26 protein-coding genes are annotated in these 24055 nt (G+C 73.0%); 13 read left to right on the top strand and 13 right to left on the bottom strand.

Annotated features, from left to right (window positions below; all coding sequences use genetic code 11):
• The first annotated feature begins 397 nt into the window (after positions 1-397).
• Together ACIRSS_RS08645 and ACIRSS_RS08640 are read left to right on the top strand one after the other, a co-directional pair.
• Entirely contained in the window at positions 398-1063 is a 666-nt protein-coding gene (locus tag ACIRSS_RS08645; protein ID WP_400892261.1) for a TetR/AcrR family transcriptional regulator, read from the top strand.
• Between the two features lie 65 nt (positions 1064-1128).
• Positions 1129-2265 (top strand): acyl-CoA dehydrogenase family protein, encoded by a 1137-nt coding sequence (locus ACIRSS_RS08640; RefSeq protein WP_400892259.1) that lies wholly within the window; start codon positions 1129-1131, stop codon positions 2263-2265.
• 26 nt (positions 2266-2291) lie between these two features.
• Here the strand turns inward: ACIRSS_RS08640 and ACIRSS_RS08635 are convergent, their stop codons facing one another.
• Both ACIRSS_RS08635 and ACIRSS_RS08630 read right to left on the bottom strand, forming a co-directional pair.
• A complete protein-coding gene (locus ACIRSS_RS08635; RefSeq protein ID WP_400892257.1) occupies positions 2292-2825 on the bottom strand; it encodes a hypothetical protein in 534 nt (177 codons plus the stop codon).
• A 68-nt stretch (positions 2826-2893) separates the two neighbouring features.
• Positions 2894-4258 (bottom strand): MFS transporter, encoded by a 1365-nt coding sequence (locus ACIRSS_RS08630; RefSeq protein ID WP_400892256.1) that lies wholly within the window; start codon positions 4256-4258, stop codon positions 2894-2896.
• A gap of 96 nt (positions 4259-4354) precedes the next feature.
• Between ACIRSS_RS08630 and ACIRSS_RS08625 the strand changes: the two genes are divergently transcribed.
• From ACIRSS_RS08625 to ACIRSS_RS08610, 4 genes are all read left to right on the top strand, one after another.
• Positions 4355-4870, top strand: a complete 516-nt coding sequence (locus ACIRSS_RS08625; protein WP_400892253.1) for a winged helix-turn-helix transcriptional regulator — start codon at positions 4355-4357, stop codon at positions 4868-4870.
• Between the two features lie 69 nt (positions 4871-4939).
• Positions 4940-5497, top strand: a complete 558-nt coding sequence (locus tag ACIRSS_RS08620) for a TetR/AcrR family transcriptional regulator (RefSeq protein ID WP_400892251.1) — start codon at positions 4940-4942, stop codon at positions 5495-5497.
• Positions 5498-5507: 10 nt separating this feature from the next.
• Entirely contained in the window at positions 5508-6251 is a 744-nt protein-coding gene (locus ACIRSS_RS08615; protein ID WP_400892249.1) for a cupin domain-containing protein, read from the top strand.
• Complete coding sequence (locus tag ACIRSS_RS08610; protein WP_400892247.1) at positions 6248-7006, top strand: SDR family NAD(P)-dependent oxidoreductase; 759 nt, start codon at positions 6248-6250, stop codon at positions 7004-7006. Before ACIRSS_RS08615 ends, ACIRSS_RS08610 begins: the two co-directional genes overlap by 4 nt.
• On the opposite strand, the gene ACIRSS_RS08605 is transcribed toward ACIRSS_RS08610, so the two are convergent.
• The 5 genes from ACIRSS_RS08605 to ACIRSS_RS08585 are packed head-to-tail and all read right to left on the bottom strand — an operon-like array spanning position 6941 to position 9987.
• Entirely contained in the window at positions 6941-7366 is a 426-nt protein-coding gene (locus tag ACIRSS_RS08605; RefSeq protein ID WP_400892246.1) for a hypothetical protein, read from the bottom strand. The genes ACIRSS_RS08610 and ACIRSS_RS08605 overlap by 66 nt on opposite strands.
• Positions 7363-8301, bottom strand: coding sequence for a metallophosphoesterase family protein (locus ACIRSS_RS08600; protein WP_400892245.1), 939 nt, complete (start codon positions 8299-8301; stop codon positions 7363-7365). Before ACIRSS_RS08600 ends, ACIRSS_RS08605 begins: the two co-directional genes overlap by 4 nt.
• Complete coding sequence (locus ACIRSS_RS08595; RefSeq protein ID WP_400892244.1) at positions 8298-8693, bottom strand: cupredoxin domain-containing protein; 396 nt, start codon at positions 8691-8693, stop codon at positions 8298-8300. Before ACIRSS_RS08595 ends, ACIRSS_RS08600 begins: the two co-directional genes overlap by 4 nt.
• 38 nt (positions 8694-8731) lie before the next feature.
• Entirely contained in the window at positions 8732-9409 is a 678-nt protein-coding gene (locus ACIRSS_RS08590) for a ubiquinol-cytochrome c reductase iron-sulfur subunit (protein ID WP_400892242.1), read from the bottom strand.
• Positions 9406-9987 (bottom strand): RNA polymerase sigma factor, encoded by a 582-nt coding sequence (locus ACIRSS_RS08585; RefSeq protein WP_400892241.1) that lies wholly within the window; start codon positions 9985-9987, stop codon positions 9406-9408. Before ACIRSS_RS08585 ends, ACIRSS_RS08590 begins: the two co-directional genes overlap by 4 nt.
• Positions 9988-10157: 170 nt before the next feature.
• Between ACIRSS_RS08585 and ACIRSS_RS08580 the strand changes: the two genes are divergently transcribed.
• Positions 10158-11474: a vanadium-dependent haloperoxidase gene (locus tag ACIRSS_RS08580; RefSeq protein WP_400892239.1), complete on the top strand. Its 1317-nt coding sequence runs from the start codon at positions 10158-10160 to the stop codon at positions 11472-11474.
• 2 nt (positions 11475-11476) lie between these two features.
• On the opposite strand, the gene ACIRSS_RS08575 is transcribed toward ACIRSS_RS08580, so the two are convergent.
• The 3 genes from ACIRSS_RS08575 to ACIRSS_RS08565 form a co-directional block, all read right to left on the bottom strand.
• The gene (locus ACIRSS_RS08575) at positions 11477-12784 is read right to left on the bottom strand and encodes an alpha/beta hydrolase (protein ID WP_400892237.1); all 1308 of its coding nucleotides are present in this window, start codon (positions 12782-12784) and stop codon (positions 11477-11479) included.
• Between the two features lie 94 nt (positions 12785-12878).
• Positions 12879-13337, bottom strand: a complete 459-nt coding sequence (locus ACIRSS_RS08570; RefSeq protein WP_400892235.1) for a MarR family winged helix-turn-helix transcriptional regulator — start codon at positions 13335-13337, stop codon at positions 12879-12881.
• Between the two features lie 42 nt (positions 13338-13379).
• Complete coding sequence (locus ACIRSS_RS08565) at positions 13380-13883, bottom strand: MarR family winged helix-turn-helix transcriptional regulator (RefSeq protein ID WP_400892234.1); 504 nt, start codon at positions 13881-13883, stop codon at positions 13380-13382.
• Between the two features lie 62 nt (positions 13884-13945).
• Here ACIRSS_RS08565 and ACIRSS_RS08560 point away from each other — a divergent pair, with 62 nt between their 5' ends.
• Positions 13946-14377: a DUF6069 family protein gene (locus ACIRSS_RS08560; protein ID WP_400892232.1), complete on the top strand. Its 432-nt coding sequence runs from the start codon at positions 13946-13948 to the stop codon at positions 14375-14377.
• A gap of 182 nt (positions 14378-14559) precedes the next feature.
• Here ACIRSS_RS08560 and ACIRSS_RS08555 read toward each other — a convergent pair whose 3' ends face one another.
• Both ACIRSS_RS08555 and ACIRSS_RS08550 read right to left on the bottom strand, forming a co-directional pair.
• On the bottom strand, positions 14560-15603 hold the full coding sequence (locus ACIRSS_RS08555) for an amidohydrolase family protein (protein ID WP_400892231.1): 1044 nt from the start codon (positions 15601-15603) through the stop codon (positions 14560-14562).
• Entirely contained in the window at positions 15600-16289 is a 690-nt protein-coding gene (locus tag ACIRSS_RS08550; RefSeq protein ID WP_400892229.1) for a GntR family transcriptional regulator, read from the bottom strand. The genes ACIRSS_RS08555 and ACIRSS_RS08550 overlap by 4 nt, the downstream gene beginning before the upstream one ends.
• Before the next feature lie 132 nt (positions 16290-16421).
• On the opposite strand from ACIRSS_RS08550, the gene ACIRSS_RS08545 reads away from it, so the two are divergent.
• The 3 genes from ACIRSS_RS08545 to ACIRSS_RS08535 all read left to right on the top strand — a co-directional run bounded on the left by ACIRSS_RS08545 (position 16422) and on the right by ACIRSS_RS08535 (position 20402).
• A complete protein-coding gene (locus ACIRSS_RS08545) occupies positions 16422-17264 on the top strand; it encodes a fumarylacetoacetate hydrolase family protein (RefSeq protein WP_400892228.1) in 843 nt (280 codons plus the stop codon).
• A gap of 388 nt (positions 17265-17652) precedes the next feature.
• A complete protein-coding gene (locus ACIRSS_RS08540; RefSeq protein WP_400892227.1) occupies positions 17653-18573 on the top strand; it encodes a VOC family protein in 921 nt (306 codons plus the stop codon).
• Positions 18570-20402: an acetoacetate--CoA ligase gene (locus tag ACIRSS_RS08535; protein ID WP_400892226.1), complete on the top strand. Its 1833-nt coding sequence runs from the start codon at positions 18570-18572 to the stop codon at positions 20400-20402. Before ACIRSS_RS08540 ends, ACIRSS_RS08535 begins: the two co-directional genes overlap by 4 nt.
• On the opposite strand, the gene ACIRSS_RS08530 is transcribed toward ACIRSS_RS08535, so the two are convergent.
• Positions 20396-21502: an FAD-dependent oxidoreductase gene (locus ACIRSS_RS08530; protein ID WP_400892223.1), complete on the bottom strand. Its 1107-nt coding sequence runs from the start codon at positions 21500-21502 to the stop codon at positions 20396-20398. The genes ACIRSS_RS08535 and ACIRSS_RS08530 overlap by 7 nt on opposite strands.
• Before the next feature lie 68 nt (positions 21503-21570).
• Here ACIRSS_RS08530 and ACIRSS_RS08525 point away from each other — a divergent pair, with 68 nt between their 5' ends.
• Positions 21571-22257 carry a TetR/AcrR family transcriptional regulator gene (locus ACIRSS_RS08525; protein ID WP_400892222.1) on the top strand — a complete coding sequence of 229 codons (687 nt, stop codon included), beginning with the start codon at positions 21571-21573 and terminating at the stop codon, positions 22255-22257.
• Positions 22258-22345: 88 nt separating this feature from the next.
• Entirely contained in the window at positions 22346-23986 is a 1641-nt protein-coding gene (locus ACIRSS_RS08520; protein WP_400892219.1) for a CotH kinase family protein, read from the top strand.
• Positions 23987-24055 lie beyond the last annotated feature (69 nt).

Raw genomic sequence — 24055 nt, 5'->3', positions numbered from 1 at the left:
CGCGGGATCGGGACCTGCCACCCGACCAGCTTCTTCATCACCGTCGTCGGCAGGCTGTGCCACGTCACCAGCAGGTCGCTGGCTGATCGGGACCGTCTCGTCGGCTGTGCCCGTCCACTGCGGGGACTGCGGCAGCAGGTGGCGCACCGCCGCGTGGACCAGCCGGGTCTTCACGCACGTCCGCGGGCAGCCGTCGGGCAAGGGCTGGCCGTTCGTCTTCCACGTCGGCAGCAGCGCGTCGGCCTCGGGGTCCCACACCCAGCGCGGGTCCGCGCCCGCCCCAGTGCTCCGCCGCGCTTCAACGCGCTCCGGCGGGTCAATCCGGCCATCGCCGCTCCTCGGGAGCATGTCCGGCCGCCGCCCACACGACCTAGGCTGAGAGGATCAGGAGGTGGCCGTGGAACCCGTGGTGTCGCCGTTCACCTCCGCGCCGGGCGCGGAGTCGCTCCTGCAGCGCGCCTACACCGACGCGCTCGAGCAGGTCGGCGACGCCGACGAGATCCGCGTCCGCGTGCTCGACGCGGCCTACGAGCAGTTCTGCCGGATGGGCATCCAGCGCTCCACGATGGAGGACGTCGCCAAGCGGGCCGGGCTGTCGCGCATCACCGTCTACCGGCGCTTCGCGACCAAGGACACGCTGGTCGAGCACGTCGTGCGCCGCGAGTACCGCCGCTACTTCGACCGGTTCCTCGTCGAGATCGCGCAGGCCGAGACCGTCGCCGACCGGGTCGTGCTCGGCTTCGTCAGCTCGCTGCGCGCCATCCGCGGCAACCCGCTGATCGGCGGGCTGATCGCCGCCGAACCCGGGCTGCTCGCCTCGTCCATGATCACCGACGGCGGCCGGACGCTGGCCACCGTCCAGCAGTTCGTGGCCGGCCAGCTCCGGCGGGAACAGCACGCCGGGACCGTGTCCGCCGAGCTCGACGTCGAGGTCGTGGCCGAGCTGATGGTCCGGGTCTCCGCGTCGTTCTTGGCGATCCCCAGCCACGTCGTCGACCTCGACGACGACGAGCAGCTGGCCGATCTCGCCCGCCGCTACCTCGTCCCTCTGCTGGACACCTGAGCCGCGCCCGGATATGAAGATACAAAGCAGGTAACCTTGTATCTGTCCGACCGCCGGGAGCGCCCGTGAGCCTGACCACCGAACAGCGCGACTTCGTCGCCGCCGTGGACGACTTCTGCCGGCGGGAGGTGGGCACCCGCGAGAAGTGGCTGGCGCTCACCGACGACGGCCGGAACCCGCACAACGACGCGCTCTATCGCAAGATGGCCGAGCTGGGCTGGCTCGGCGTCGCCGTGCCGGCGGAGTACGGCGGTGCCGGCCAGGGCATGCTGGACCTGGTGCTGTTCCTGGAAACCACGGCGTACCACCAGGCGCCGATCGGCGGGTTCGCCACGTCGGTGATCACCGCGGCGTCGTACGAGAAGTTCGCCGGCGAGGAGCGCAAGCAGGAGGTGCTCGGCGCGTTCCTCCGCGGCGACGTCCTCGCTGTCTCGATGTCCGAACCCGGCGCCGGCTCCGACGTCGGGGCGCTCGCGTGCAAGGCGGTGCGGCAGGACGACGGCTGGGTCGTCGACGGCCAGAAGACGTGGTGCTCCAACGCCCACATCGCCCAGCACATCCTGCTGGTCGCGCGCACGTCCGCCGACGGCGGCAAGCACGACGGCCTGACGATGTTCTCGGTCCCCGCGGGCATCGACGGCCTCGCGGTGCACGGCATCGACACCATGGGCGGGCGCGAGGTCAACGACCTGTACTTCACCGGCTGCACGCTGCCCGGCGACGCGGTGGTCGGCGAGGTCGGGCAGGGCTGGCGGCAGCTGATGGCGGGCCTGAACCTCGAACGCATGATCCTGGCGGCCCTGATGCTCGGCACCGCGCGCCGCGCGTTCGACGACACGGTGTCCTACGTGCGCGAACGGCACCAGTTCGGCCGTCCGGTCGGGTCGTTCCAGGCGCTGCGGCACCGGATCGCCGACCACGCCACCGAGTTGGAGTGCACCCGCCTGCTGGTGCACGACGTCGCCCGCAAGATCGACGCGGCGGCCGGGAAACCACTGCCGCGCGAGGCGTCGATGGCGAAGCTCAAGGCGACGGAGTTCGCGAAGGCGATGGCCCTCGACGGCATGCAGATGCTGGGCGGCTACGGCTACGCGACGGAGTACGGCATGGAACGCCTGCTGCGGTCGACCGTGGTGTCCACTGTGTACGGCGGGACGAGCGAAATCCAGCGTGACATCATCGGCAAGACCTACGGGCTCTAGCCTCGGCTGAGACGTGCAACCTAGGCTCAGCTCGGCCAGGCGATCGCGTCGAGGAACTCGTCGATCGCGATGAGCACCCGGCCGAGCACGGCGACCGACTCGCCGATCGGGCCGGGAACCTGCATGCCGTGGTCGGCCTCCCCGACCTCCAGCAGGTACGGCGACAGCCGGCGAGCCTCGGCACCGTCCCACAACGCATCGCCCGTGCCGCCCACCAGCAACATTGGTGCGGTCGCCCGTTCCAAGGCGGCAACCACCCAAGGCACGGTGAGGATCGGCGTCAGCCACACCGCCGGCAGGCTCCGCTCGGCGGCCAGCGCCGCGGCATTCGTCCCGAGTGATTTCCCGATCAGCAGGGGGTTCTCGAGGCGGTCGAGCACGGGCCGGATCTCGTCGCAGACCCAGCTTTCGATCTGCGGCTCGAACAGGTGCGACGGCGGCTGTGACCACCCATGCCGGTGCACTGCCGCGCCGCGTCGCTCCGCCACCACCCCGGCATACATCAGCAGCCCGGCTGCCGGGCCGAACGCACCACCGGGAACCACGACCGCGTCAGCCATGCCGCCGACCCTAGCCACACCTGCCCGAAAAGACGCCGCGCTAGCCGAGATTGGTCCGGAGCGCCGGTTCACGCCGCGACTGGCGTGACCCGCTTCGCCCGCGCGGTCAGCGTCGCGATCGCCGTTGCTCCCACCAGTGACACCGCGATGCCCACCACCACCGCGCCGTTCCAGCCCGCGGTCAGGGCCGCCGGGGACGGGTGGACGGCCAGCACGCTGACCACCGTCACGCCGAGCGCCGCGCCGACGTAGCGGCTCGTGTTGTTGATGCCGCTGCCCATCCCGGTCCGGTGCGGCGGCACGCTCGCCACCGCTTCGCGCCCCAGGGACGCGTTCACCACGCCCGTCCCGAACCCGGCCACCACCAGGCCCGGCAGCAGGGACGCCGGACCCGACGCCGGGGTCACGAACGCGAGCGGCACGAGCCCCGCGGCCACCACGAGGAAGCCGGCGCTCAGCCGCGCGCCACCGGAGAACGACGCCGGCAGCCGGCGCGTCAGCAACGCCGAAAGCACGCTCGTCGCCGACCAGCCGAGTACCACCAGCGCCGCGGTGAGCGGGCTCAGCGCCAGGCCGTTTTCGAGCATCGTGCAGAGGAACGCCATCAGCGCGGTGACGCCCGCGCCCGCCACGAACGCGCCGGCCGTCGCCGACGCCAGGGCCGGGCGGCGGAACAGCGTCAGGTCGAGCATGCCGCCGCCGGAGCGGTTCTGGTGGGCGAAGAACGCCGTGAGCAGCACGACCGCCGCCGCGATCAGGATGAGCTCCAGGGGGCTCGTCCAGCCCTGCCGGCCTTCGGTGAGCGCGGCCAGCAGCGCCGCGAGGCCGCCGCCGAGCAGCAGCGCGCCGGGCACGTCGACCGTCCGCGGGCGCCCCGACACCGACTCCGCCAGCAGGACGCGGCCGAGCAGGGCGACGCCGAGCGACAGCCCCGCGATCCCGACGTAGAGCACGCGCCAGTGGTGGTCGAGGGCCGCGCCGGCCAGCGGGCCGATCGCGATGCCCGCGCCGACGCAAGCGCCCCACAGGCCGGTCGCGCGGACGCGGCCGGCGGCGTCCGGGAACGCCGGGCCGAGCACGGCGAGCCCGCACGCGATCAGCGCGCCGGAGCCGAGGCCTTCGACGACGCGGCCGGCGATGAACGCCAGCGGCCCGGGCGCGACCGCGCACAGCACCGAGCCGGCGGCGGTCACGACGGCGCCGGCGACGAACACGCGCCGCCGGCCGAAGTCGTCGCCGATCGCCCCGGCCGGCAGCAGCGCGACGGCCAGCCCGAGGCTCATCGAGCTGAGGATCCACGACGTCGCGACCACGCCGGCGCCGAGCCCGCCGGCCACCGCCGGGACGATCGACAGCGGCGCGGTGAAGACGAAGAGCGCGAGCAGCGTGGCGCCGCCGGAGGCGACGAGGACGGCTCCGGGGCGGCTGGCCATGCGGACTCCCACGTTGATTCGGTCACCGAACTCTTTCGCCCCGGAGACTAGCACGGTTGGTTCGATGAACGAACTTTTTTGTGGCAGACTGGACGCATGGCGCTGCCCCGCGAGTACACGAACCAAGCCTGTTCGATGGTCCGCGCGCTGGAGATCGTCGGCGAGCGCTGGACGCTGCTGATCGTCCGCGACGCGGTGTTCGGCGTCCGCCGCTTCAGCGATTTCGTCGAGCACCTCGGCATCCCGCGCGCGGTGCTGACCGAGCGGCTGGAGTTCCTCATCGCCGAAGGCGTCCTGGAGCGCGTACCCGGCCCCGGCAAGCGCAGCGAGTACGAGCTGACGGCGAAGGGCCGCGGGCTCTGGCCGGTCGTCCGCGCGCTGTCGGCGTGGGGCGACGAGCACTACGCACCGTCCGGCCGGCGCCGCGTGTTCGTCCACGCGGGCTGCGAGGGCGAGGTGGCGCAGTCGGGCACCTGCCTGCGCTGCGGCGCGGACGTCACGCTCACCGAGACGGTGATGACCCCGGGGCCGGGCCTGACGCCGTCGCCGGAAGACGGCCAGGTCAGCGCGATCCTTTCGCAGCCGCGGCCGCTTCTGCAGCCCATCCACTGAGCACCCGCCGGACACCCGCGAGAAGACCACGTCTGGCTTCTGTACCTACTGGTATGTACAGTGCCGGAGGTGGACACCAGGGACCAGCTCATCGACAGCACGCGCGAGCTGCTGTGGGAACGCGGGTACGTCGGCACCAGCCCCAAGGCCATCCAGCAGCGCGCCGGCGCCGGCCAGGGCAGCATGTACCACCACTTCTCCGGCAAGCGCGCGCTCGCGCTGGAAGCGGTGCGGCGCAGCGCGGACGAACTGCTCACCGCCGCCGACGCCCAGCTGCGCGGGCCCGGGACCGCCGTCGAGCGCATCACCGCGTACCTGCGCCGCGAGCGCGAAGTGCTCCGCGGCTGTCCCATCGGCCGGCTGACCCAGGACCCCGAGGTCGTCGCCGATCCGGAGCTGCGCGCTCCCGTCGACGAAACCCTGACCCGCCTGCGTGCGCGCCTGGCCGAAGTCCTGGAAGAAGGCCAGGCCGCGGATGAGCTGCCCGCCGGGCTGGACCCGGCTGCCCTGGCCGCCACCGTCGTCGCCGTGCTGCAGGGCGGCTACGTCCTCGCCCGCGCCGCCGACACCCCCGAACCCTTCGACCAGGCCGTTTCCGGTGTCCTCGCCCTGCTCACCGTCCACTGAGGAGTCTTTCGTGCACGTCCGTCCCGTCCCGCAGACCAGCGCGCCCGCGCCCGCCGGCGCGATCAGCGGCAGCGCGTGGGTCACGTCGCTCGCCGTCCCCGAAGGCCCGTCGCGCACGCGGGTCGACCGCGTGCAGTTCGCGCCCGGGGCCCGCACGCGCTGGCACCGGCACCCGCTCGGCCAGGTCCTCGTTGTCACCGAGGGCACCGGGTACGTGCAGCGGCGCGGCGGGCCGGCCCAGCTGGTCCGGCCCGGCGACACCGTCCGCGTCGCCGCCGGGGAGTGGCACTGGCACGGCGCCACCGACACGACCGCGATGACCCACCTGGCCATCGAAGAGATCCCGGGCGACGGCACCACGACCGAGATCGGCGACCCGGTGGCCGGCGGCGAACCGGCGCCCGTCCCGGCCGAGCCCGTCACCCGGACGCTCGTGCTGGAACAGCGGCTCCCGGCCCCGCGCCTGGTCGACCTGGTCGAAGTCCGCCGGATCACCATCGCGCCCGGCTTCGGCGCCGGCCTGCACGTCCACAATGGACCGGTGTTCGGCAGCATCGAAACCGGTTCGGCCGTCTACCAGATCGACGGCGAGCCCGAATCGGTGCTGCGGCCCGGAGACGTCTTCTACGAACCGGAAGCGACCCGGATCGCCCGGTTCGACGCGCAGGAGGACGGCGTCACGTTCCTCGCCCAGTTCCCGGTGGGCCCCGGCGAGACCCCGCGCCTCGACCTGATCGCGGAGGACGGCCGGTGAAGGGCGTGCTCGTCACCGGCGGGTCCCGCGGGATCGGCCGGGCCACCGCGAAGGCGTTCGCCGCCCGCGGCTACCGCGTGGCGGTCCACTACGGCACGCGCCGCGACGACGCCGAGACGACGCTCGGCGAACTCGAGGGGTCCGGGCACGTGTGCCTGGCCGGCGACCTGGGCGACCCGGCCGCCGCGCGGCGGGTCGCCGACGACGCGGTCGCCGCGCTCGGCCGCGTCGATGTCCTGGTCAACAACGCCGCGCAGGCCCCGACCGAGCGGACCCGCCACGCGGTCGCCGAGGTCGGCTACGACCAGTGGGTCGAGGTGTGGCGGCGCACGGTGGAGGTCAACCTGCTCGGGGCCGCGAACGTCACCTGGGCGGTGGCCCGGCACCTGATCGAGCAGGGCCGCTCGGGCAGCGTCGTCAACGTCGGCTCGCGCGGTGCGTTCCGCGGCGAACCCGAGCACCCGGCCTACGGCGCGAGCAAGGCGGCACTGCAGGCGTTCGGCCAGTCGATGGCGATCGCCCTGGCCCCGCACGGGATCTCGGTGACGTCGGTGGCGCCGGGGTTCGTCGCCACCGAACGCCAGGAGACCAAGCTCGCCGGCGCCGGCGGCGACGAACTGCGCGAGCAGAGCCCCTTCGGCCGGGTGGGTACGGCCGAAGACGTCGCCGCCGCGATCGTCCACCTGGCCTCACCCGGGGCCGTGTGGAGTTCCGGCGCGATCCTCGACGTCAACGGCGCCTCGTACCTGCGGTGACCGGCGGGCGCGGAAGAACGCGACCGCGACGAGGACCAGCACCGCGACCTCCGCGAGCACACTCACGAGTGCTTGCGGCGCGGGCTGGAACCCGCGTTCGGAGAAGCCGAACAACCCGGTGGTCCGCGACAGCGCGAACCCGGCCAGAGCGCCCGCCGCCAGTCCGGCCGCCGCCAGCCGGATGAGCGGCGGGCCGCCCGCCAGCACCAGGATCGCCACGGCGAGCGCGCCCGCGGCCTGCAGGAGGAAGGCCGGCCCGATCACCGGGATCACCCGGTACCCGCCGACGTACAGCTGGGCGTGGACGTAGCCGCTGACCCCGAGGCACACCGCCGTCGCGAGACGAAGAAGGACGTTCATGCCAGCTTCACGTCCTTCACCGCGAGGCCCGGCGTGCCCGGCCGGTAGGTCACTTCGCGGATGCCGAGCGCGTCCGCGAGCTTGCCCGCGGGCAGCGTCACGGGCGTCGGCGCGGGCCGCGTTCCCGGCTGGGGCAAGGGGTACGCGGTCGTCGTCGCGCTGTGGAAGGTGATGTTGCCTTCGGTCTTCGTGAACAGCTGGTGCACGTGCCCGTTGAGGCAGGTCACCGACGAGAACCGCCGCAGGTACGACAGGGCCTGGGCCGCGTCGTCGGTACCCCAGCCCCACGCCGGGTACATCGCGAACAGCGGGATGTGGCTGAACACCACGATCGGCGTGTCCGCACCGAGCTTCGCGACGTCCTTGCGGACGAACTCGAGCTGGTCCGGCCCGAGGTGGCCGAGCTTCTCCAGGCTGAGGGTGTTGACCAGCGCGATGAAGTGGACGCCCTTGACGTCGAAGCTGTACCAGCCGTCGCCCGCCGTGCCCGCCCCGAAGGCCGCGCGGTACTTCTGCCCCGCGTCGTCGATCGAGTCGTGCTCGCCGGGCACCGTGGACACGTGCCCGGTGTCCAGCGTGCCCAGCATCTGCTTGACCTGGTCGAACTGGGCCGGCGTCGACAGGTGCGTCAGGTCGCCGGTGTGCATGACGAAGTCCGGGCGGTAGCCGAGCCCGTTGATCTGCGTGAGCGCGTGGGAGAACGACGCCTCGACGGCGGTGTTGGCGGGTCCGGTGAAGCCGAGGTGGCTGTCGCTGATCTGGACGAACCGCAGCGCGTTCGGGTCGTCGGCGGCGACGGCCTCGCCCGGTCCGGCGATCCGGCTGATCACTTCGCCGCCGGACACCGTGAGGACGACCGCGGCGCCGAACCAGGCGGTGTGGCGCAGCAGCTGGCGCCGCGTCATGCCTTCGGGGTCGCCGTCCTCGCCGGTCACGGCGTCACCGTCACGGTGGCGGTCATGAACGGGTGGATCGTGCACAGGTAGTCGAACGTCCCGGGAGTGGTGAAGGTGTACCGGTAGGACTGTCCGGTTTGGAGGGTGGGCGAGCGCAGCGGGCCGCCGGACCCGGTGCTGGTGACCGTGTGCGCGTCCTGGTCCTGGTTGGTCCACGTGACGGTCGTGCCCACCTTGACCGTGGTCGCGGCCGGCGTGAACGCGAACTCCTTGACGGCCACGGCGTTCGCGGTCGAGTTCGTGGCCACCGGCGGTGGCGGCGGTGTCATGCTCGCCATCCCGGGCATCGACGGCGCGGGCGTGGCGGCCGGCTGCGCGGCGCAGGCCGTGAGCGCCAGCGCCGCCACCGTGACGAGCAGGAAGTGTTTCACCCCAACGGAATTCCTCATACCAGGAATACGCGCGGGGGTTACGCTCCGGCCGGCGGGACCAGCACCTCGACCACTCCCCCGGCCTCGCGCACCACCAGGTGCGGCAACGGCGGCGGCGTCACCGGCAGCTGGTGCACGAGGACCGCGCCGTCCACGGCGAAGGACGTCCGGTGGCACGGGCAGTTCAGCCGCCGGGCGGGGGCGTCCAGGTTGAGCCGGCAGCCGAGGTGCGTGCACGTCGCCGAGACCGCGCGCACCTGGCCGTCCGTGCGCTGCACGAAGCCCGCCACCGCCCCGAAGTCGAACGGCAGCACGCCGCCTTCGGGCAGGTCGTGCGCCGCCACGACGGCCCGCCACTCGCCGTTCTCCGGCCGCAGCACGTCCTCGGCGGGCGGTGGGGCCGCGGCCTGCTCGGCCCCGGACGTCACCAGGTATTCGACGCCGGCGCCCGCCGCGGCCGCCACCGCGGCGGCCGACGACACCTGGATGAACCGCCGCCGGTTGCCGGCCGGTGCGGGGTCGCCGAGCTCCTGGGCGAGCCGTCGGTGCAGCCCGGCGACGAACTCCTCGCCCGCCGCCCCGGCACCCGGCCGGGCGGCGCGCAGCAGCACCGCGGTCCGCAGCTCGGCCTCGTCGCCGGGGCCGGCCGCGAACGGGCGCGGCCGGCGCCGGCGCAGGAGGTCCTTGACGAACCGGCGGACGCCTCGAGTGGTCACGGCTCCATCCCTTCCGCCACCTGGGCCGCCTGCCGCAGCGCGCGGTGCTGCAACACCTTCGCGTTGCCGACGGTGGTGCCCAGCTCCGCCGCCGCTTCCTTGAGCGAACACGCCTGCAGGAACCGCAGCCGCAGGATGCGGCCGTACCGTTCGGGCAGCTGCGCGAGGATAGCCTCGGCCCGGGCCGGCGTGCGCGGGTCGACGACGTCGGCTTCGAACGCCGCGATGTCACGCTCCTCGTCGAGGGTCGTGATCTCGCGGCCGAGCGTGCGCCGCCAATGCCCGGCCAGCACCGTCCGCGCGGTGGCCAGCAGGTACGCCCGGACCTCGCCGACGCTCGCCGAGACGCGCAGCGGCCGCAACGCCGTCAGGAAGACCTCGGTGGTGAGGTCCTCCGCGTCGGGCCGGTTGCCGACCTTCGAGAACATCAACCGGTACAGGCGATCGACGTTGTCGCGGTAGACCGCCTCCCAGTCCGGGTAGACGTCCGCGCCGACCGCGTGCAGCCGCGGCTGCGGCGCCGCGCCCGCTTCGTCCTGTTCGGCGCGCCTGCGCCGGAACCGCTGTGCCACCGGCACCGCCCGCCTTCTCCCCTGCCGATTCTTCCCGCCACCTGAGGGATACGAACAGGGGTTACGGATCGGGCCAAAAGCAGGCCCGCCCCCTGGGGGTACGCGACTGTCACTCCGAAATCGTCGGGCCGTGGCTGTGGCCGGATTCGTAACCAGCGGCACAGTACGCCGTAACCATGGACCGTATCGGGAAGCGGACCATCCGCCGAACCGGGGAGAGAAATGACCACATCGATGTCGCGCCGGCACCTGCTCGTCTCGGGCGGGGCGGCCGCCGCCGTGCTCGCCACCACCGGACTGCCGTCGCCCGCCGCCGCGGCCCCGCCGGCGCGGCGAGGCGGTGCGGACGTCGTGCTCGCCTGGAACCGGGAGCTGCTGGCCACCGTGCGCACCGCCGGCCTCCAGCCCGCGACCGTGCACCCGACCCGAGCTTCGCCCTGCTGCACGCGGCGATCCACGACGCCGTCGTCGCGACGACCGGGACCGGGCGGCCCTACCTGTTCACCGTCGACGTCCCGGGCGCGGCGGACCCGGAAGCGGCCGCGGCGCAGGCCGCGCACGACGTGCTGGCCGCGCTGTACCCCACCCGCGCGGGCGAGTTCGCGGCCCTGCTGGCCGGCCAGCTGGCGCAGGTGCGTCCCGCGGGCCGGGCCGCGGGCGTGCGGGCCGGTGGCCTCGTCGCCCGGCTGCTGCTGGGGTTGCGGGCGAACGACGGCTCGGCCGCCGTCCCGCCGGCGATCCCCCCGGGCACCGCGCCGGGGCAGTACCGGCCGACGCCGCCCGCGTTCGCGCCCGCCGCGTTCACCCACTGGGCCGCCGTGACGCCGTTCGTGCTCGACCGCGCGGACCGGTTCCGGCCCGGCGCCTACCCCGCGCTGACCGGGGCCCGGTACGCGAAGGCTTTGAACGAAGTCGCGGCGGCCGGGCGGGACACCAGCACCACCCGCACCGCGGACCAGACCGTGCAGGCGCGGTTCTGGGCGGCGCCGATCTGGAACTACTGGAACGAGATCGCGCAGTCCGTCGTCGGCGGTTCGCACGCCGGACTGGTGGTCGCGGCGCGGGTGTTCGCGCGGCTGAACCTGGCCTTCGCCGACGCCGTCATCGCGTTCTACGAAGCCAAGTACCACTACCGGATCTGGCGGCCGATCACGGCGGTCCGCCTGGCCGGCGACGACGGCAACCCGGCGACGGACGCCGTCCCCGACTGGTCGAGCCTCGCCACCACCCCGGCCGACCCGGCGTACCCCGGCGCGCACAGCGTCATCTCGCAGGCGGGTTCCCTGGTGCTGCGCCAGGAGTTCGGGCCGCGGTGGCCCCTGGCCGTCACGTCCGAAGCGCTGCCCGGGGTGGTCCGGCGGTTCGCGACGTTCCAGGACGCCGCCGACGAGGCGGGGCTGAGCCGCATCGTCGCCGGCGTCCACACGCGGCTCGACCACGAAGCCGGGCGGCAGCTCGGCCTCGACGTCGCCGCGTTCGTCCTCCGGTCGTAGCCCTACCGGCGGGCACCGGTCAGCGACGGCGGGTCGAAGCGCACGTACCGGCCGGTGCCGCCGGCGGCTTCGTTGAGCCGCCGCGGCTCGGCGACGTCACCCCACCGTCCGGTCTCGATCCGCGATTCGAGCGCGTGCAGGGCCGAGACCGTCTCCGCCATCCGGAACGCGCAGTGCCCGGTCGCGCCGACGTAGGCCTGGCGCAGCAGGGACCCGGCGCCCGCCCGGTGCACCTGCTCGCCGTACCAGTCTTCCTGCTCCACCGGCACGAGCTGGTCGGCGATCGTGTGGATGTCCAGCGTCGGGACGCGCAGCCGGCCGGTCGCCGCGGACGTGCGCGCGAGGGTGCGCACGGCTTGCGGGTCCGGCCGGATGCCGGCGTCGCGGGTCAGGGTCGCGAGGTCGGCGTCCAGGTCGAGGCCGGCCGCGCGGTAGAGGGCCCGGACCTGGCGGGCGTGGCTGCTGCCGGCCAGCAGCGCGTGGTAGTCGACGCCGGCGGTGAACGCGCTGTTGCCGCCGGCGGCCAGCTCGATCTGGTAGCGGCCGGAGACGACGAACCCGAGCACGAACTGGGAAAGTTCCTGCTGCTGCTGGACTTCCTGGCCCGGGTAGTCGGCCGGCGGGGTCGGACCGGTGAACCAGCCGGGCTCGTTCATCAGCGCGGCGGCGAGCGCGATGCGCGCCTGCCCGGCGGGCGTGGCCTGCGCGTCGGTGGCGATCTTCGTCAGCGCGGCGGCCGACGCGCTCGCCTCGGCCGGGCTCGCGAACCGCACGAGCTTGACGTCCTGCGCGGGCGCGAGGAGGTGGGCCAGCGCGTACTCGCCGTCCAGCTGGTAGTTGTTCAGGTTCAGGCCGCCGGCGACGAGCCCGCAGGTGCTCAGGACGCCGTCGAGCCCGCCGCGTTCGGCTTCGAGGGCGCTGACGAGACCGCCCATCGACGTGCCCCACGCGATCGTGCGGCGCGGGTGGCCGGTCAGCTGCGCGGCCGCCGCCAGCGCGCCGAACTGGTCGTCGACGGCGGAGGCGAGCGCCCACCACGACGGGCCGCTGTAGGACGAGCCGACCAGGGCGTACCCGCTGCCGAGCAGCGCTTCGCGGGTCTCGTCGTCCGGCGCGTCCTGCGCGGCGAGCGGGCCGAAACCGTGGCTGTAGAGGATCGTCGTGCCGTTCCACGCGGCCGGCACGTCCGCCACCCAGGTGGCGCCGTCCGGCAGCTGCCCCGTGTGGTGTTCGCTCGTGGCCGCGGCCGCGGTCCCCGCGACCAGGCCGGTCGTCAACAGGATCGCGCCGAGCAGCGCCAGGACGCGCATGGTGGTGCCCCTCACCCCGGACCGTCACGCCCGGCTCGATGTGGCACCGAGAGTCCCACGCCGAGCCGAAGATGTACAGGTTTCCTGTCTTTTTTCAGTGCGACGGCCGGTCGGCGAGCGCCGCGTGGCACGCGACGACGTAGGCGCGGAACCGGGCCGCGTCCCGGGGGTTCAGCTGCGAGACCATGCGTTCTTCGAGCGCGGCGACGTCGTCGCGGACCCGGTCGAGGAGCTCTTGCCCGGTTCCGGTCAGGCCGATGACCCGCCGCCGGCGGTCCCGCGGATCGCCTTCCCGCGCGATGAGGCCCCGCCGTTCGAGCGCGACGACCATGTCGGCCATCGCCTGGTCGGTGACGAAGGAGTTGCGCGCCAGTTCGGCGGTGGTGAGCCCGGACCGGCGTTCCAGCACGGTGAGCGCGGTGTACTGCAGGGGCGTGAGCGCGACCGGGCGGAGCACCTCGTCGAGCCGGGCCCGCACGGCGAGCTCGAGCTGCTTGACGAGGTACAGCAGGCCGGGACCGGCGGCATCGGGCACGGGAACGGGCTGGGACACGGTTCCATGGTGACCGACGGCGGCGCCCGGCGCCCGAGCCGGTCAGGCTTTCGGGCGTTTGAAGACCTCGGTGGGCAGCCCCAGGTTCTCGACGATCCGCTCGACGGCGTCGCCGAATCCCACGAAGTCGGCGCCGAGGGGTTCGATCACCAGCCGCCGGACGTTCGCGACGTGTGCGGGGGACGCCGTCGCCAGGTGCGCGCGCCCCGCGTCGGTGAGGGTCGCCGTCGTGAAGCGGCGCCCCTGGCCGGTGCACACCGTCCGCGTCACCCACCCGCGATCCTCCAGCCTGGCCACCGCGTGGGAGATCCGCGGCAGCGACCCGTTGGCCATCTCCGCGATCTCGCTCATCCGCAGGCTTTCCCCCGGCACCACCGAAAGCCGCGCCAGGATCATGTAGCCGAGCAACGTCAGGTCGGAATCCCGCAGCAGCTGGCTTTCCAGCGCGCCCGGCAGCGTGAGCAGCACCTTCGCCAGGTTGACCCACGCGTGCCGCTCTTCATCGCCGAGCCGGTCGAACGGCTCCACCGCTTCGTTCTCGCCCACGCTTGACTTTAACACGCAACTCAAACTACCTTTGGGTTTAACACGCAACCCAAGGAGGAGCGATGCCCACCACCGCCACCCCGACTTCCGCCACGGTCGTCCGCCTGGGCATCGCCCTCGTGGCGGCCGCGGCCGTGAACACCCTCCTCGCGCTCGGCGCGTCCTCCCTCGACGACGGGGGGATCGGCATGGGCCTCAACGCCGGGTCCTACCTGCCGGCGACGGTCGTCGGGCTGCTCCTCGGCACCGCCGGCTGGTTCCTGATCGCCCGCCGCGCCCCGAAGGCACTGCGGGTCGTCGTCCCGGTGGCCCTGGCCGCCACCTGGATCCCGGACCTGCTCCTGTTCACCGCGGGCGCGACGGTGGCCAACGTGATCGGCCTGATGCTCATGCACCTGACGGTCGCGACGGTCGTCGTCCTCGCCCTGCGCCCGACCCTGCCGGACTCAGCTCCGGCGCCGGTCGCGGGAGACGTCCAGCAGGTCCGCGGCTGAGGCCAGCCGCGGGAACAGACGGGCGCACAAGGCGGTCCGTGCCACCGGCTGAGCCGCCGCGTCGATGCCCGCCGGCCGGGCGTCGACCGCGGCCGGCGGCGTCCATCCGAAGTGGACACCCGGCGAGGAGATCGACAGCCGGGAAACCTCGACACCCCACCGGTCCATCAGCTCGAGCCCGCTTACGCGAGCGCCACCCCGGCCGCCCAGACGCCGCGGATCTTCGCGGTCGCCGTGATGTCGCGGGTGGGATCGCCGTCGACGAGCACGACGTCGGCGCGCAGCCCTTCGCGCACGGCACCGCGGTCGGGGAAGCCGAAGTACCGCGCGGGCAGGTCGGTCGCCGCGCGCAACGCGTCCACTTCGGACAGTCCGGCGGCGACGAGCAGCGCCAGCTCCTGGTGCAGGCTCACCCCGTGGACGACCGGGACCGGCAGCATCGGCGCGGAGAACGCGTCGGTGCCGGCGAGGATCGGCACGCCGGCCGCGTGCAGCGCGGTGACCGAGTCGCGGCTGAAGCCGTAGCCGTCGGCGCCGAGTTTCGTGGTGAGCGCGTCCATCATGGTGAGCGTGGGGACGGCGATCTGGCCCTGTTCGGCCATCCGGGACGTGGTCTCGGTGTCGAGGACGCCGTCGCGCGGGACGTGGGTGATGACGTCGGCGCCGGCCTGGACAGCGCGCCGGTAGGCGTCGACGGAGGAGGCGTGGGCGACGGTGAGCTTGCCGTGGGCCTTGCCCTCGGCGACGACCGCGTCGATCGTCGCCTGGTCCAGGAGGTCGCCCTCGATGACGACCTTGACGTAGTCCGAGCCCTCGGCGACGCGGCGCGCGACGAACTCCGCGGCCTGCCCGGGCGCGGTGAGGATCGCCTCCGCGGGCATGCCGGGCATCTTCGCGTGGTTGCCGCCGGGCCCGATGGCGGGCAGCCCGGCGCTGCGGATGTCGGGTACCTGCCCGCGGAAGGAGTCGACGCGTTCGCGTGGCCAGCACGCCATGTCGAGTGCGGTGGTGACACCGTGCCCGGCGAGGGCCCGCAGGTCGCCGGGGGTGAGGAGGTGGACGTGGGCGTCGAAGAGCCCGGGCAGCAGGGTGGCCCCGGCCCCGTCGACGACCTCGGCGCCGGCCGCGTCGGTACCGATGAGCGGCCCGTCGAGGACGACGGTGGCGGGTCCGGTCAGGCGCGCGCCGTCGAAGACGCGGACGCCGGTCAGGGCGGTTTTGGTCATGACGCCGGCTCCGCGCTGAAGCTCGACTCCATCACGATCTCCTTGGTGCGGTTGATGTGCGCCTCGAACCGGGCGACCGCCAGGTCGGCGTCGTGCGCCAGGGCCGCGTCCACCAGGCCCTGGTGTTCGCCCGCGACGTCGCGGTGGCGCTCCTCGCCGCCCGGGCCGGACCACGCCCGGTAGAGTTCCGCCGCGTCGGAGAGGCGGGTGCAGATGTCGAGCAGCACCGCGTTGCCGCACGCCTTGATCAGCGTGTGGTGGAACTCCAGGTGCGCGCGGGCCCACTCCTCGTTGCGCCGCATCGGCGGGCCGGGCAGCAGCATCGGCTGACCGCCCAGCCGGTGGTGCGCGGCCAGCACCTCCGACTCCCACGTGACGCCGCCGCGCTGCACCGACAGCCGCAGCGCCGAGCCTTCGTTGATCGCCCGGGCGTCGGTCAGGTCGGTCAGCGCCCGCATCGACAGCGGCTTGACCCGGAACCCGCGGTTGCGATCCACCTGGACGAGGTCCTTCGCCGCGAGCAGGCCCAGCGCCTCCCGCACGACGCCCAGGCTGACCTCGAACTCCGCGCTCAGCTCGGCGGGTTTGACGCGCTCGCCCGGGGCCAGTTCACCGTTGAGGATCGCCGACCGCAGCCGGTGGTACACCGACACGGCCAGGCTCTCGCCTCCCGCTCTCTTCGCCATGATCAGACGATAACACGCTATCCGTACAAGAATCGATTCTTACCTTGACAGTCGGATATCACCGGCAGAGTATGAGGTGACCGACGCCAGAGCGGATCCCGGCGTCGGGCTCCTCGACCGAAAGGCAACGCGATGCGGATCGCCAACCTCGCCGGCCGGCTCGTCCTCCTCACCGAAGACGGCGCTGTCGACGTCGAGCGCGCCAGCGGGCAGCGCTTCCCCGCCGACCCCCACGCTGTGTACGCGCGCTGGGCCGAGTTCACGGCCTGGGCGGCCGAGCTCCCGGCGGCCGAAGCCGAAGCGTTCGACGAAGCCGATCTGCGGGCGCCCTCCCCCACGCCGGCCCAGGTCTTCGGCGTCGGGCTGAACTACCGCGACCACGCGGCGGAGTCCGGCCTCGGCCTGCCCGACTCCCCGGCCGTGTTCACGAAGTTCCCCAGCTGCCTCACCGGCCCCTACGGCGGCATCGCGCTCACCGGGTCCACTGTGGACTGGGAAGTCGAGCTGGTCGCCGTGATCGGCCGCGAGGCCCGGAACGTGCCCGCCGAGCGCGGCTGGGACCACGTCGCCGGGCTGACCGCCGGCCAGGACCTCTCCGACCGGACGGTGCAGCTGGCCGGCCCGGCGCCGCAGTTCAGCCTGGGCAAGTCCGCGCCCGGCTTCGGGCCCACCGGCCCGTGGCTGGTCACGCCGGACGAGTTCGCCGACCGCGACAACCTCGAGCTGGACTGCGCGGTCAACGGCGAATCCGTGCAGAAGGGCCGCACCAGCGACCTGATCTTCTCCGTGCCCCAGCTGGTCGCCCGCCTGTCGGCGATCCTGCCGCTGCGCCCCGGCGACGTGATCTTCACCGGCACCCCGGCCGGCGTCGGCATGGCCCGCACCCCGCAGCGGTTCCTCGCCTCCGGGGACGAGCTCGTCACCACAATCGAGGGCATCGGCTCGATGCGCCACCGGTTCTCGGAGCCGTCATGACCACTGTGGACGGACAGCGCTTCCGCGCGGTGATGGCCGCGGTCTGCGCGCGGACGGCCCGGAGGGTGCGACCGTCAGCTCGTTCACGTCGCTGTCGCTCGACCCGCCGCCGGTCGGCGCTGCCGCCCGAGATCCTCGACGCCGGCCGGTTCGGCGTGAACCTGCTCGGCCGGGGCGGCCTGCCGGGGCGCGCGATGGGGTCTCCGGCGTCCTGGCCACCACCGCCGAATCGACCAAAGTGGACGGTGGCCCTTCCAGCTCCAGCTCGCCGAGGCGGCGATGCGGATCGACACCGCCCACCTGCACGCGTACCGCGCGATCGACGTCCTGCTCTCCACGCACGGCGCCGGCAGATCACCCCGCTCATCCGACCCGGAGGGAACTCCTCATGAGCCTGCACCGCCTCACCAAGATCGCCATCGGCGTCCCGGACGTCGACGAGACCGCGAAGTACTACACCGAGTTCGGCCTGACGCCGACCGCCACCGGGTTCGCCACCTCCGACGGCGGCGAGCAGCTCGAGCTCCGCCGGACCCCGCGCCGCCGGCTGCTCACCCTCGGCGTCGGCGCCGACGACCCGGACGACCTCGGCCGGATCACCGCGTCCTTGGCGCGCATCGACGTCGAGAGCCGCATCGAAGGCGATTCGCTCCACACGAAGGACCCGGTCACCGGGCTCGACGTCGTCGTGTCGGTCGCCCCCAGGCTGCGGCAGGAACCGCCGGAACCGGTGGCCTACAACGGGCCCGGCCAGATCCGGCGGGCCAACACCCGCGCGCCCGGCATCGACCGGGAACCAGCCGTCCGGCCGCGCAAGCTCGGGCACGTCGTGTTCGGCTCGCCCGACCAGGCCGCGACCCAGCGGTTCTTCACCGAGGGCCTCGGCTTCAAGGTCAGCGACGAGGCACCCGGCCTGGCCGCATTCATGCGCTGCTCGACCGACCACCACAACGTGCTGGTCCAGCAGGCGCCCGTCAGTTTCCTGCACCACACCTCGTGGGAGGTCGACGACGTCGACGAGGTCGGCCGCGGCGCCACCGCGATGCTCGAAGGCCACCCGGAACGCCACACGTGGGGCCTGGGCCGGCACTACATCGGCTCGAACTTCTTCTGGTACCTGCGCGACCCCGCCGGCAACTTCTCCGAGTACTACTCCGACCTCGACTGCATCCTCGAGGACCAGCTCTGGGAGCCCCGCGTCGTCGCCGGCGAGAAGAGCCTCTACGCGTGGGGCCCGCCGCCCCCGCCGTCGTTCCTCGAACCCGAGGACCTCGCGGAACTGATGACCGACGCCCACGACGGCGCATGAGCGAGCTGGACGTCTTCGGCCACGGCTTCGATTCCTACGAAGACCTGTGGCGGTGGTCGGTCACCGACCTGGAAGGGTTCTGGGCAAAGGTCTGGGACCACTTCGAGGTCCGCGGCTCCTACGACCGCGTCCTCGGCTCCGCGGAGATGCCCGGTGCCGAGTGGTTCCCGGGCGCGGAGCTGAACTACGCCGAGCACGTGCTGGGCGGTGCCGGCGACGACCTCGCCGTGGTCGCCCATTCCCAGACGCGCGCCGGGCAGTCGCTGACGTTCGGGGAGCTGGCGGACCGGGTCGCCCGCGCCCGGGCCGGGCTGCGCCGGCTCGGCGTCGGCCGCGGCGACCGCGTGGCGGCGTACCTGCCGAACATCCCGGAGACGCTGGTGGCGTTCCTCGCCTGCGCGTCGCTGGGCGCGGTCTGGGCGGCGTGCGCGCCGGAGTTCGGCGCCCGCAGCGTCGTCGACCGGTTCGCCCAGATCGAGCCTGCCGTGCTGCTCGCCGTCGGCGGTTACACCTACGGCGCAAAGGAGATCGACAAGAGCCTTGACGTGGCGGCGATCCGCGCCGGGCTGCCGTCCGTCCGGCAGGTCGTCGGCGTCCCCTATGGACAGTACACAGTGGACGCCGACGTCTCCTGGCCCGAGCTGCTCGCCGAGCCGGGGCCACCGGAGTTCGACCGCGTGCCGTTCGCCCACCCGCTCCACGTCCTGTTCTCCTCCGGGACGACCGGGCTGCCGAAGGCGATCGTCCACGGCCACGGCGGCATCCTGCTCGAACACCTGAAGGCGCACGCGCTCCACCTCGACACCCGGCCCGGCGACCGGCTGCTGTGGCACACCACCACGGCGTGGATGATGTGGAACGTCCTGGTCTCCGGCCTGCTGCGGCGGGCGGCCGTGGTGCTGACCGACGGCAACCCGCTGTACCCGGACCTCGGCGCGCAGTGGCGGCTGGCCGAAGGCGCGACGCTGGTCGGCACCAGCCCGGGGTACCTGATGGCGTGCCGGGCGGCCGGCGTCGAGCCCGGCGACCTGCCGGAGCTGCGGACGCTGGGCGTCACCGGGTCACCGCTGCCCGCCGAGGGGTTCGACTGGGCCACCGAGCGGCTCGGGGTGCCGGTGAACTCGATGTCGGGCGGCACCGACGTCTGCTCGGCGTTCGTCGCCGGGAACCCGTGGGTTCCGCCGCGGCGGGGCGAGCTGACCGCGCCGTGCCTCGGCGTCGACGTCACCGCGTTCGACGCGAGCGGGCGCGAGGTCGTCGGCGAGGTCGGCGAGCTGGTCGTGCGCCGCCCGATGCCGTCGATGCCGGTCGGGTTCTGGAACGACCCGGGGCACCGGCGGTACCGGGCGGCCTACTTCGACACCTATCCGGGCGTCTGGCGCCACGGCGATTGGGTGACCATGACGCCGGAGCGCGGGTTCGTGATCTCCGGCCGGTCGGACGCCACGCTCAACCGCGGCGGCGTCCGGCTCGGCACGGCCGAGTTCTACGCGGTCGTCGAGGAGCTGCCCGGCGTCGACGACTCCCTGGTGGTGCACCTGGAAGACGGCGACGGCGGGCCCGGCCGGCTGCTCCTGTTCGTCGTCGCCTCCGCCGGACTCGACGATGCTCTCCGGCAGCGGATCCGGCAGGCGCTGCGCGACCAGCTGTCCCCGCGGCACGTGCCCGACCGGATCGAGGCGGTCCCGGCGATCCCGCGGACCCTGACCGGCAAGAAACTGGAGACGCCGATCAAGCAGATCCTGCGCGGCCGCCCGCCCGCCGAGGTGATCTCGCCGGACGCGGTCAGCGACTACGCCGCGGTGAGCGCGTTCGCCCGGGTTCACTGACCCCCGAACAGGGCGACCAGGCCGTGCGGCGAGTCGTCGCCGAAGAGCAGCTCGTGGAGCTCGTCGCCGTCGGCGGCCGCCGCCGCGCTCCGGGGAAACATGGCCCGCTCGAACTCCGCCAGCGCCGTCTCGACGTCGTCGCCCCCGGCCAGGGCCAAGGCCAGCTCGGCGCCGTCGAGCATGGCCAGGTTCGCGCCTTCGCCGTTCGGGGGCGCGAGGTGGGCGGCGTCGCCGACCAGCGTCACGCCCGGCACGCGGTCCCACCGGTGCTCGACCGGCAGGGTGTGGAGCGGACGCAGGACCGGCGCGGTGTCGGCGTCGGTGATCAGCGCGGTGAGCTCGGGGGCCCAGCCCTCGAACTCCCGCGCGGTCCGCTCGACGGCGGCGGCCGCGTCGGTGAAGTCGCCGAACCACTCGATCGGCCGGGTCAGCGCGACGTAGGTGTGCAGGGTGCCGTCCTTCTCGCGGTGGGCCTGGATCCCCTTGCCCGGCGCGAGCGCGAGCATCGCCCCGGCGCCGACCGCCTTCGCGGCGGCCGGGTGCCGGGTGTCGCTGTCGTACAGGAAGGTCTCGACGTACGACCGGCCGATGTACTCGGGCGTGGCCGCGGACAGCAGCGGCCGGACCTTCGACCAGGCGCCGTCCGCCCCGACCAGCAGGGTCGTGGTGACGGTGGCGCCGCCGGCGAAGGCCACCTCGTGGCGGCCGTCGCCCAGCGCGCGGACGCCGGTGACCTTGTGTCCCCAGTGGACGGTGCCCGCCGGCAGCGAGTCAAGCAGGAGCTGCCGCAGCTCCCCGCGGGGCACTTCGGGGCGTCCCCCGGTGCCGTCGTCGGGCTCGTCGTGGACGACCGAGCCGTCGCGGCCGAGGACCCGGGTGGCCTCGTGGCCCGCCAGGACCAGCCCGCGGAACTCCCCGGTCAGGCCGGCCGCTTCGAGGGCGACCTGGCCGGTGCCGACGTGGATGTCGAGCAGCCCGCCCTGCTTGCGGGCGGCCGGGGACGGTTCGGCCTCGTAGACGGTGGCCGCGATGCCGTGGACGTGCAGGACGCGGGCGAGGACGAGACCGCCGAGCCCGGCGCCGATGATCGTGACGTTCATGGTGACTCCTTCGTTCTGGAATGTCATTCCATCTTGGAACAGCGTTCCAGATATGTCAAGATGAGGGCATGGCACCCCGCACCCGCCGCCGCACGGAGGCCCTCAGCCGCGACCGCATCGTCGAAGCCGCGGTCGAGCTCCTCGACACGACCGGCGAGGCCGGGCTGACCTTCCGGACGCTGACCGAACGCCTCGAAACGGGGGCGGGCGCGATCTACTGGCACGTGGCGAACAAGGGCGAGCTGCTCGACGCGGCGACCGACGGGGTGATCGCCGCCGCGCTGGCCGTCGGCTCCCCCGGCTCGCCGCGCGAGGAGATCCGCGCGGTCGCGCTCGGGTTGTTCGACGCCATCGAGCGGCACCCGTGGCTCGCCACGCAGCTGGCGCTGCAGCTCTCGCGCAGCCCGTGGGGGTCGGTGACGCCCCGGATCTTCGAAGGCATCGGCCGCCAGGTCCGCGCGCTGGGCGTGCCGGACGGCCACCTCTTCACGACGACCTCGGCCCTGGTGAGCTACATCTTCGGCGCCGCCGGCCAGAACGCCGCGAACCACGCGGGCGCCCCGCCCGGAGGCGACCGCGCGGAGTTCCTCGACGCCGTCTCGACGGCGTGGGAGGAGCTGGACCCGGAGGAGTACCCCTTCACCCGCGCGGTGGCGGCCGAGGTGCGCGGGCACGACGACCGCGAGCAGTTCCTCGCCGGGCTCGACCTCGTCCTCGCCGGCATCGCCGCCGTCCACCTGTCCGGAGCCGGGTGATACAGCAACGGAAAAAGGCCCGACCGCGAAATTCACGGCTGAATTTTCCGTCGGCCGTATCCGGGGAAATCGGCCGTACCATGACGGGATGGGCGCTCAGGAGCAGCAAGCACTCGATTCCCTCTACGAGATCGACAATGTGCTGACGGTGGAGATCACGCTGCCGCCCGCCGACTGGGACGCCGTGCGCACCGAACAGCCGGCGGGCGGCGTGTGCAACTTCGACTGGGCCGGCGGAAGCCGTTACACCTGGCGGAAGGCGTCGGTCACGATCTCCGGGACGAAGTTCCCCGCGAAGACGACGTTCACCGACGTGGGGATCAAGAAGAAGTCCTTCTGCGGCTCGATCAACAGCGACAAGCCGTGCCTGCACGTCGACTTCGCGAAGTACGGCGACGCCAACAAGGCGCAGATCCGCGACCTGATCGGGTCGCGCTTCCTGACGCTCAACAATTCGGTCCAGGACCTTTCCTACCTCCGGCAGCTGCTGGGCTACCGGCTGTTCGAACTGGCCGGGCTGCCCCATTCCCGCGGCAACTTCGCGAAGGTGCTCGTGAACGGCACACCGATCGGCGAAGGCGTCGCCGGCGTCGACAGCCCGGGTGTCTTCGTGAACGTCGAACCGATCATGCCGCGGTACATCGAGCGCAATTTCGGGCACACCGACGGAAACCTGTACGAGCTGGAGCACAAGGACGACTTCATCGGCGCGCGGTTCGATTTCATCGGCGTGGAACCGCTGTCGAAGTTCGACGACAAGGCGGACCTGAAGGTCGCCATCGACCACATCGCCGCGCACGGGCTGGCCGGCGCGAGCGAGGTCTTCGACCTCGACCAGTTCATCAGGCTGTACGCGATGGAGTTCTTCCTCAAGCACTGGGACGGCTACTCCCGCAACACCAACAACACCTACGTCTACAACGACGTCACCGCCGTCGCCGCCCCCGGCGTCGGCGACGTCGAGTTCAAGCTGATCCCGTGGGGCCTCGACCAGACGCTGCAGCCGGCCCGGCACTTCCGGATCGACACGGCCGGGCTGCTCGCCCAGCTCGTGCGCGACGACCCGGGCCGCCGCGCCCAGCTGCTCGGGCAGATCCGCGCCTACCGCGAGAGCGTGTTCGGCTCCAAGACCCAGGAAACCGTGCTCAAGCCGCTGATCGACCGGATGGCGGCGGTGCTGACCGGGCTCGGCGTGCCCGGCGTGCCCGCGCAGGTGACGATCGTGCGCAAGCAGCTGCGGCTCGCCGCGTCCGCCGGCTACCTCTGCGGCGGCCTGCCCGGCGCCGACGGGGCGTACGTCCGCGAAGACGTCACGAACGAGTGCATGCACGCCAGCGGCACCGAAACCATCGAGCCGGGGAGCTTCGAGGTCGTCCACCGGCTGCGGCCGGCCGCCGTCGACGAGGCCGACCTGTGGTGCTTCGACACCCTCGGCACCGGGAAGTCGCTCGCCACCAAGGGGTCCGGCCGGTTCCTGCACGCGAGCACGACGACGTCGCCCCTCGGCCACCGGCTGCTCTGCACGCGCGCCGCCGACAACACCGACCACGCCGAGGAGTTCGCGGTCGCCCCGGTGGACCCGCCGGACGACCCCTTCGCCTACAGCGGCTACTTCACGCTGACGAGCGTCCGGACCGGGGCCGGCGCGGCGTTCGCCGCCGACCCGGCGCCGTCCGGGCGGCCCCGGGTCGTCCAGGACCCGGCGGCGTCGAAGCTGTACTTCTCCTAGAGGACCGCGTAACCGCCGTTGTCGGGCCGGCTGGGTTGTTGGTTGATCATGTTGGTGTGGTTCAGGTGA

It is taken from the genome of Amycolatopsis sp. NPDC101161 (assembly GCF_044768185.1).
In the GTDB taxonomy this organism is placed as follows: Bacteria; Actinomycetota; Actinomycetes; order Mycobacteriales; family Pseudonocardiaceae; genus Amycolatopsis.
This window is presented reverse-complemented; position numbering and strand designations above follow the sequence as displayed.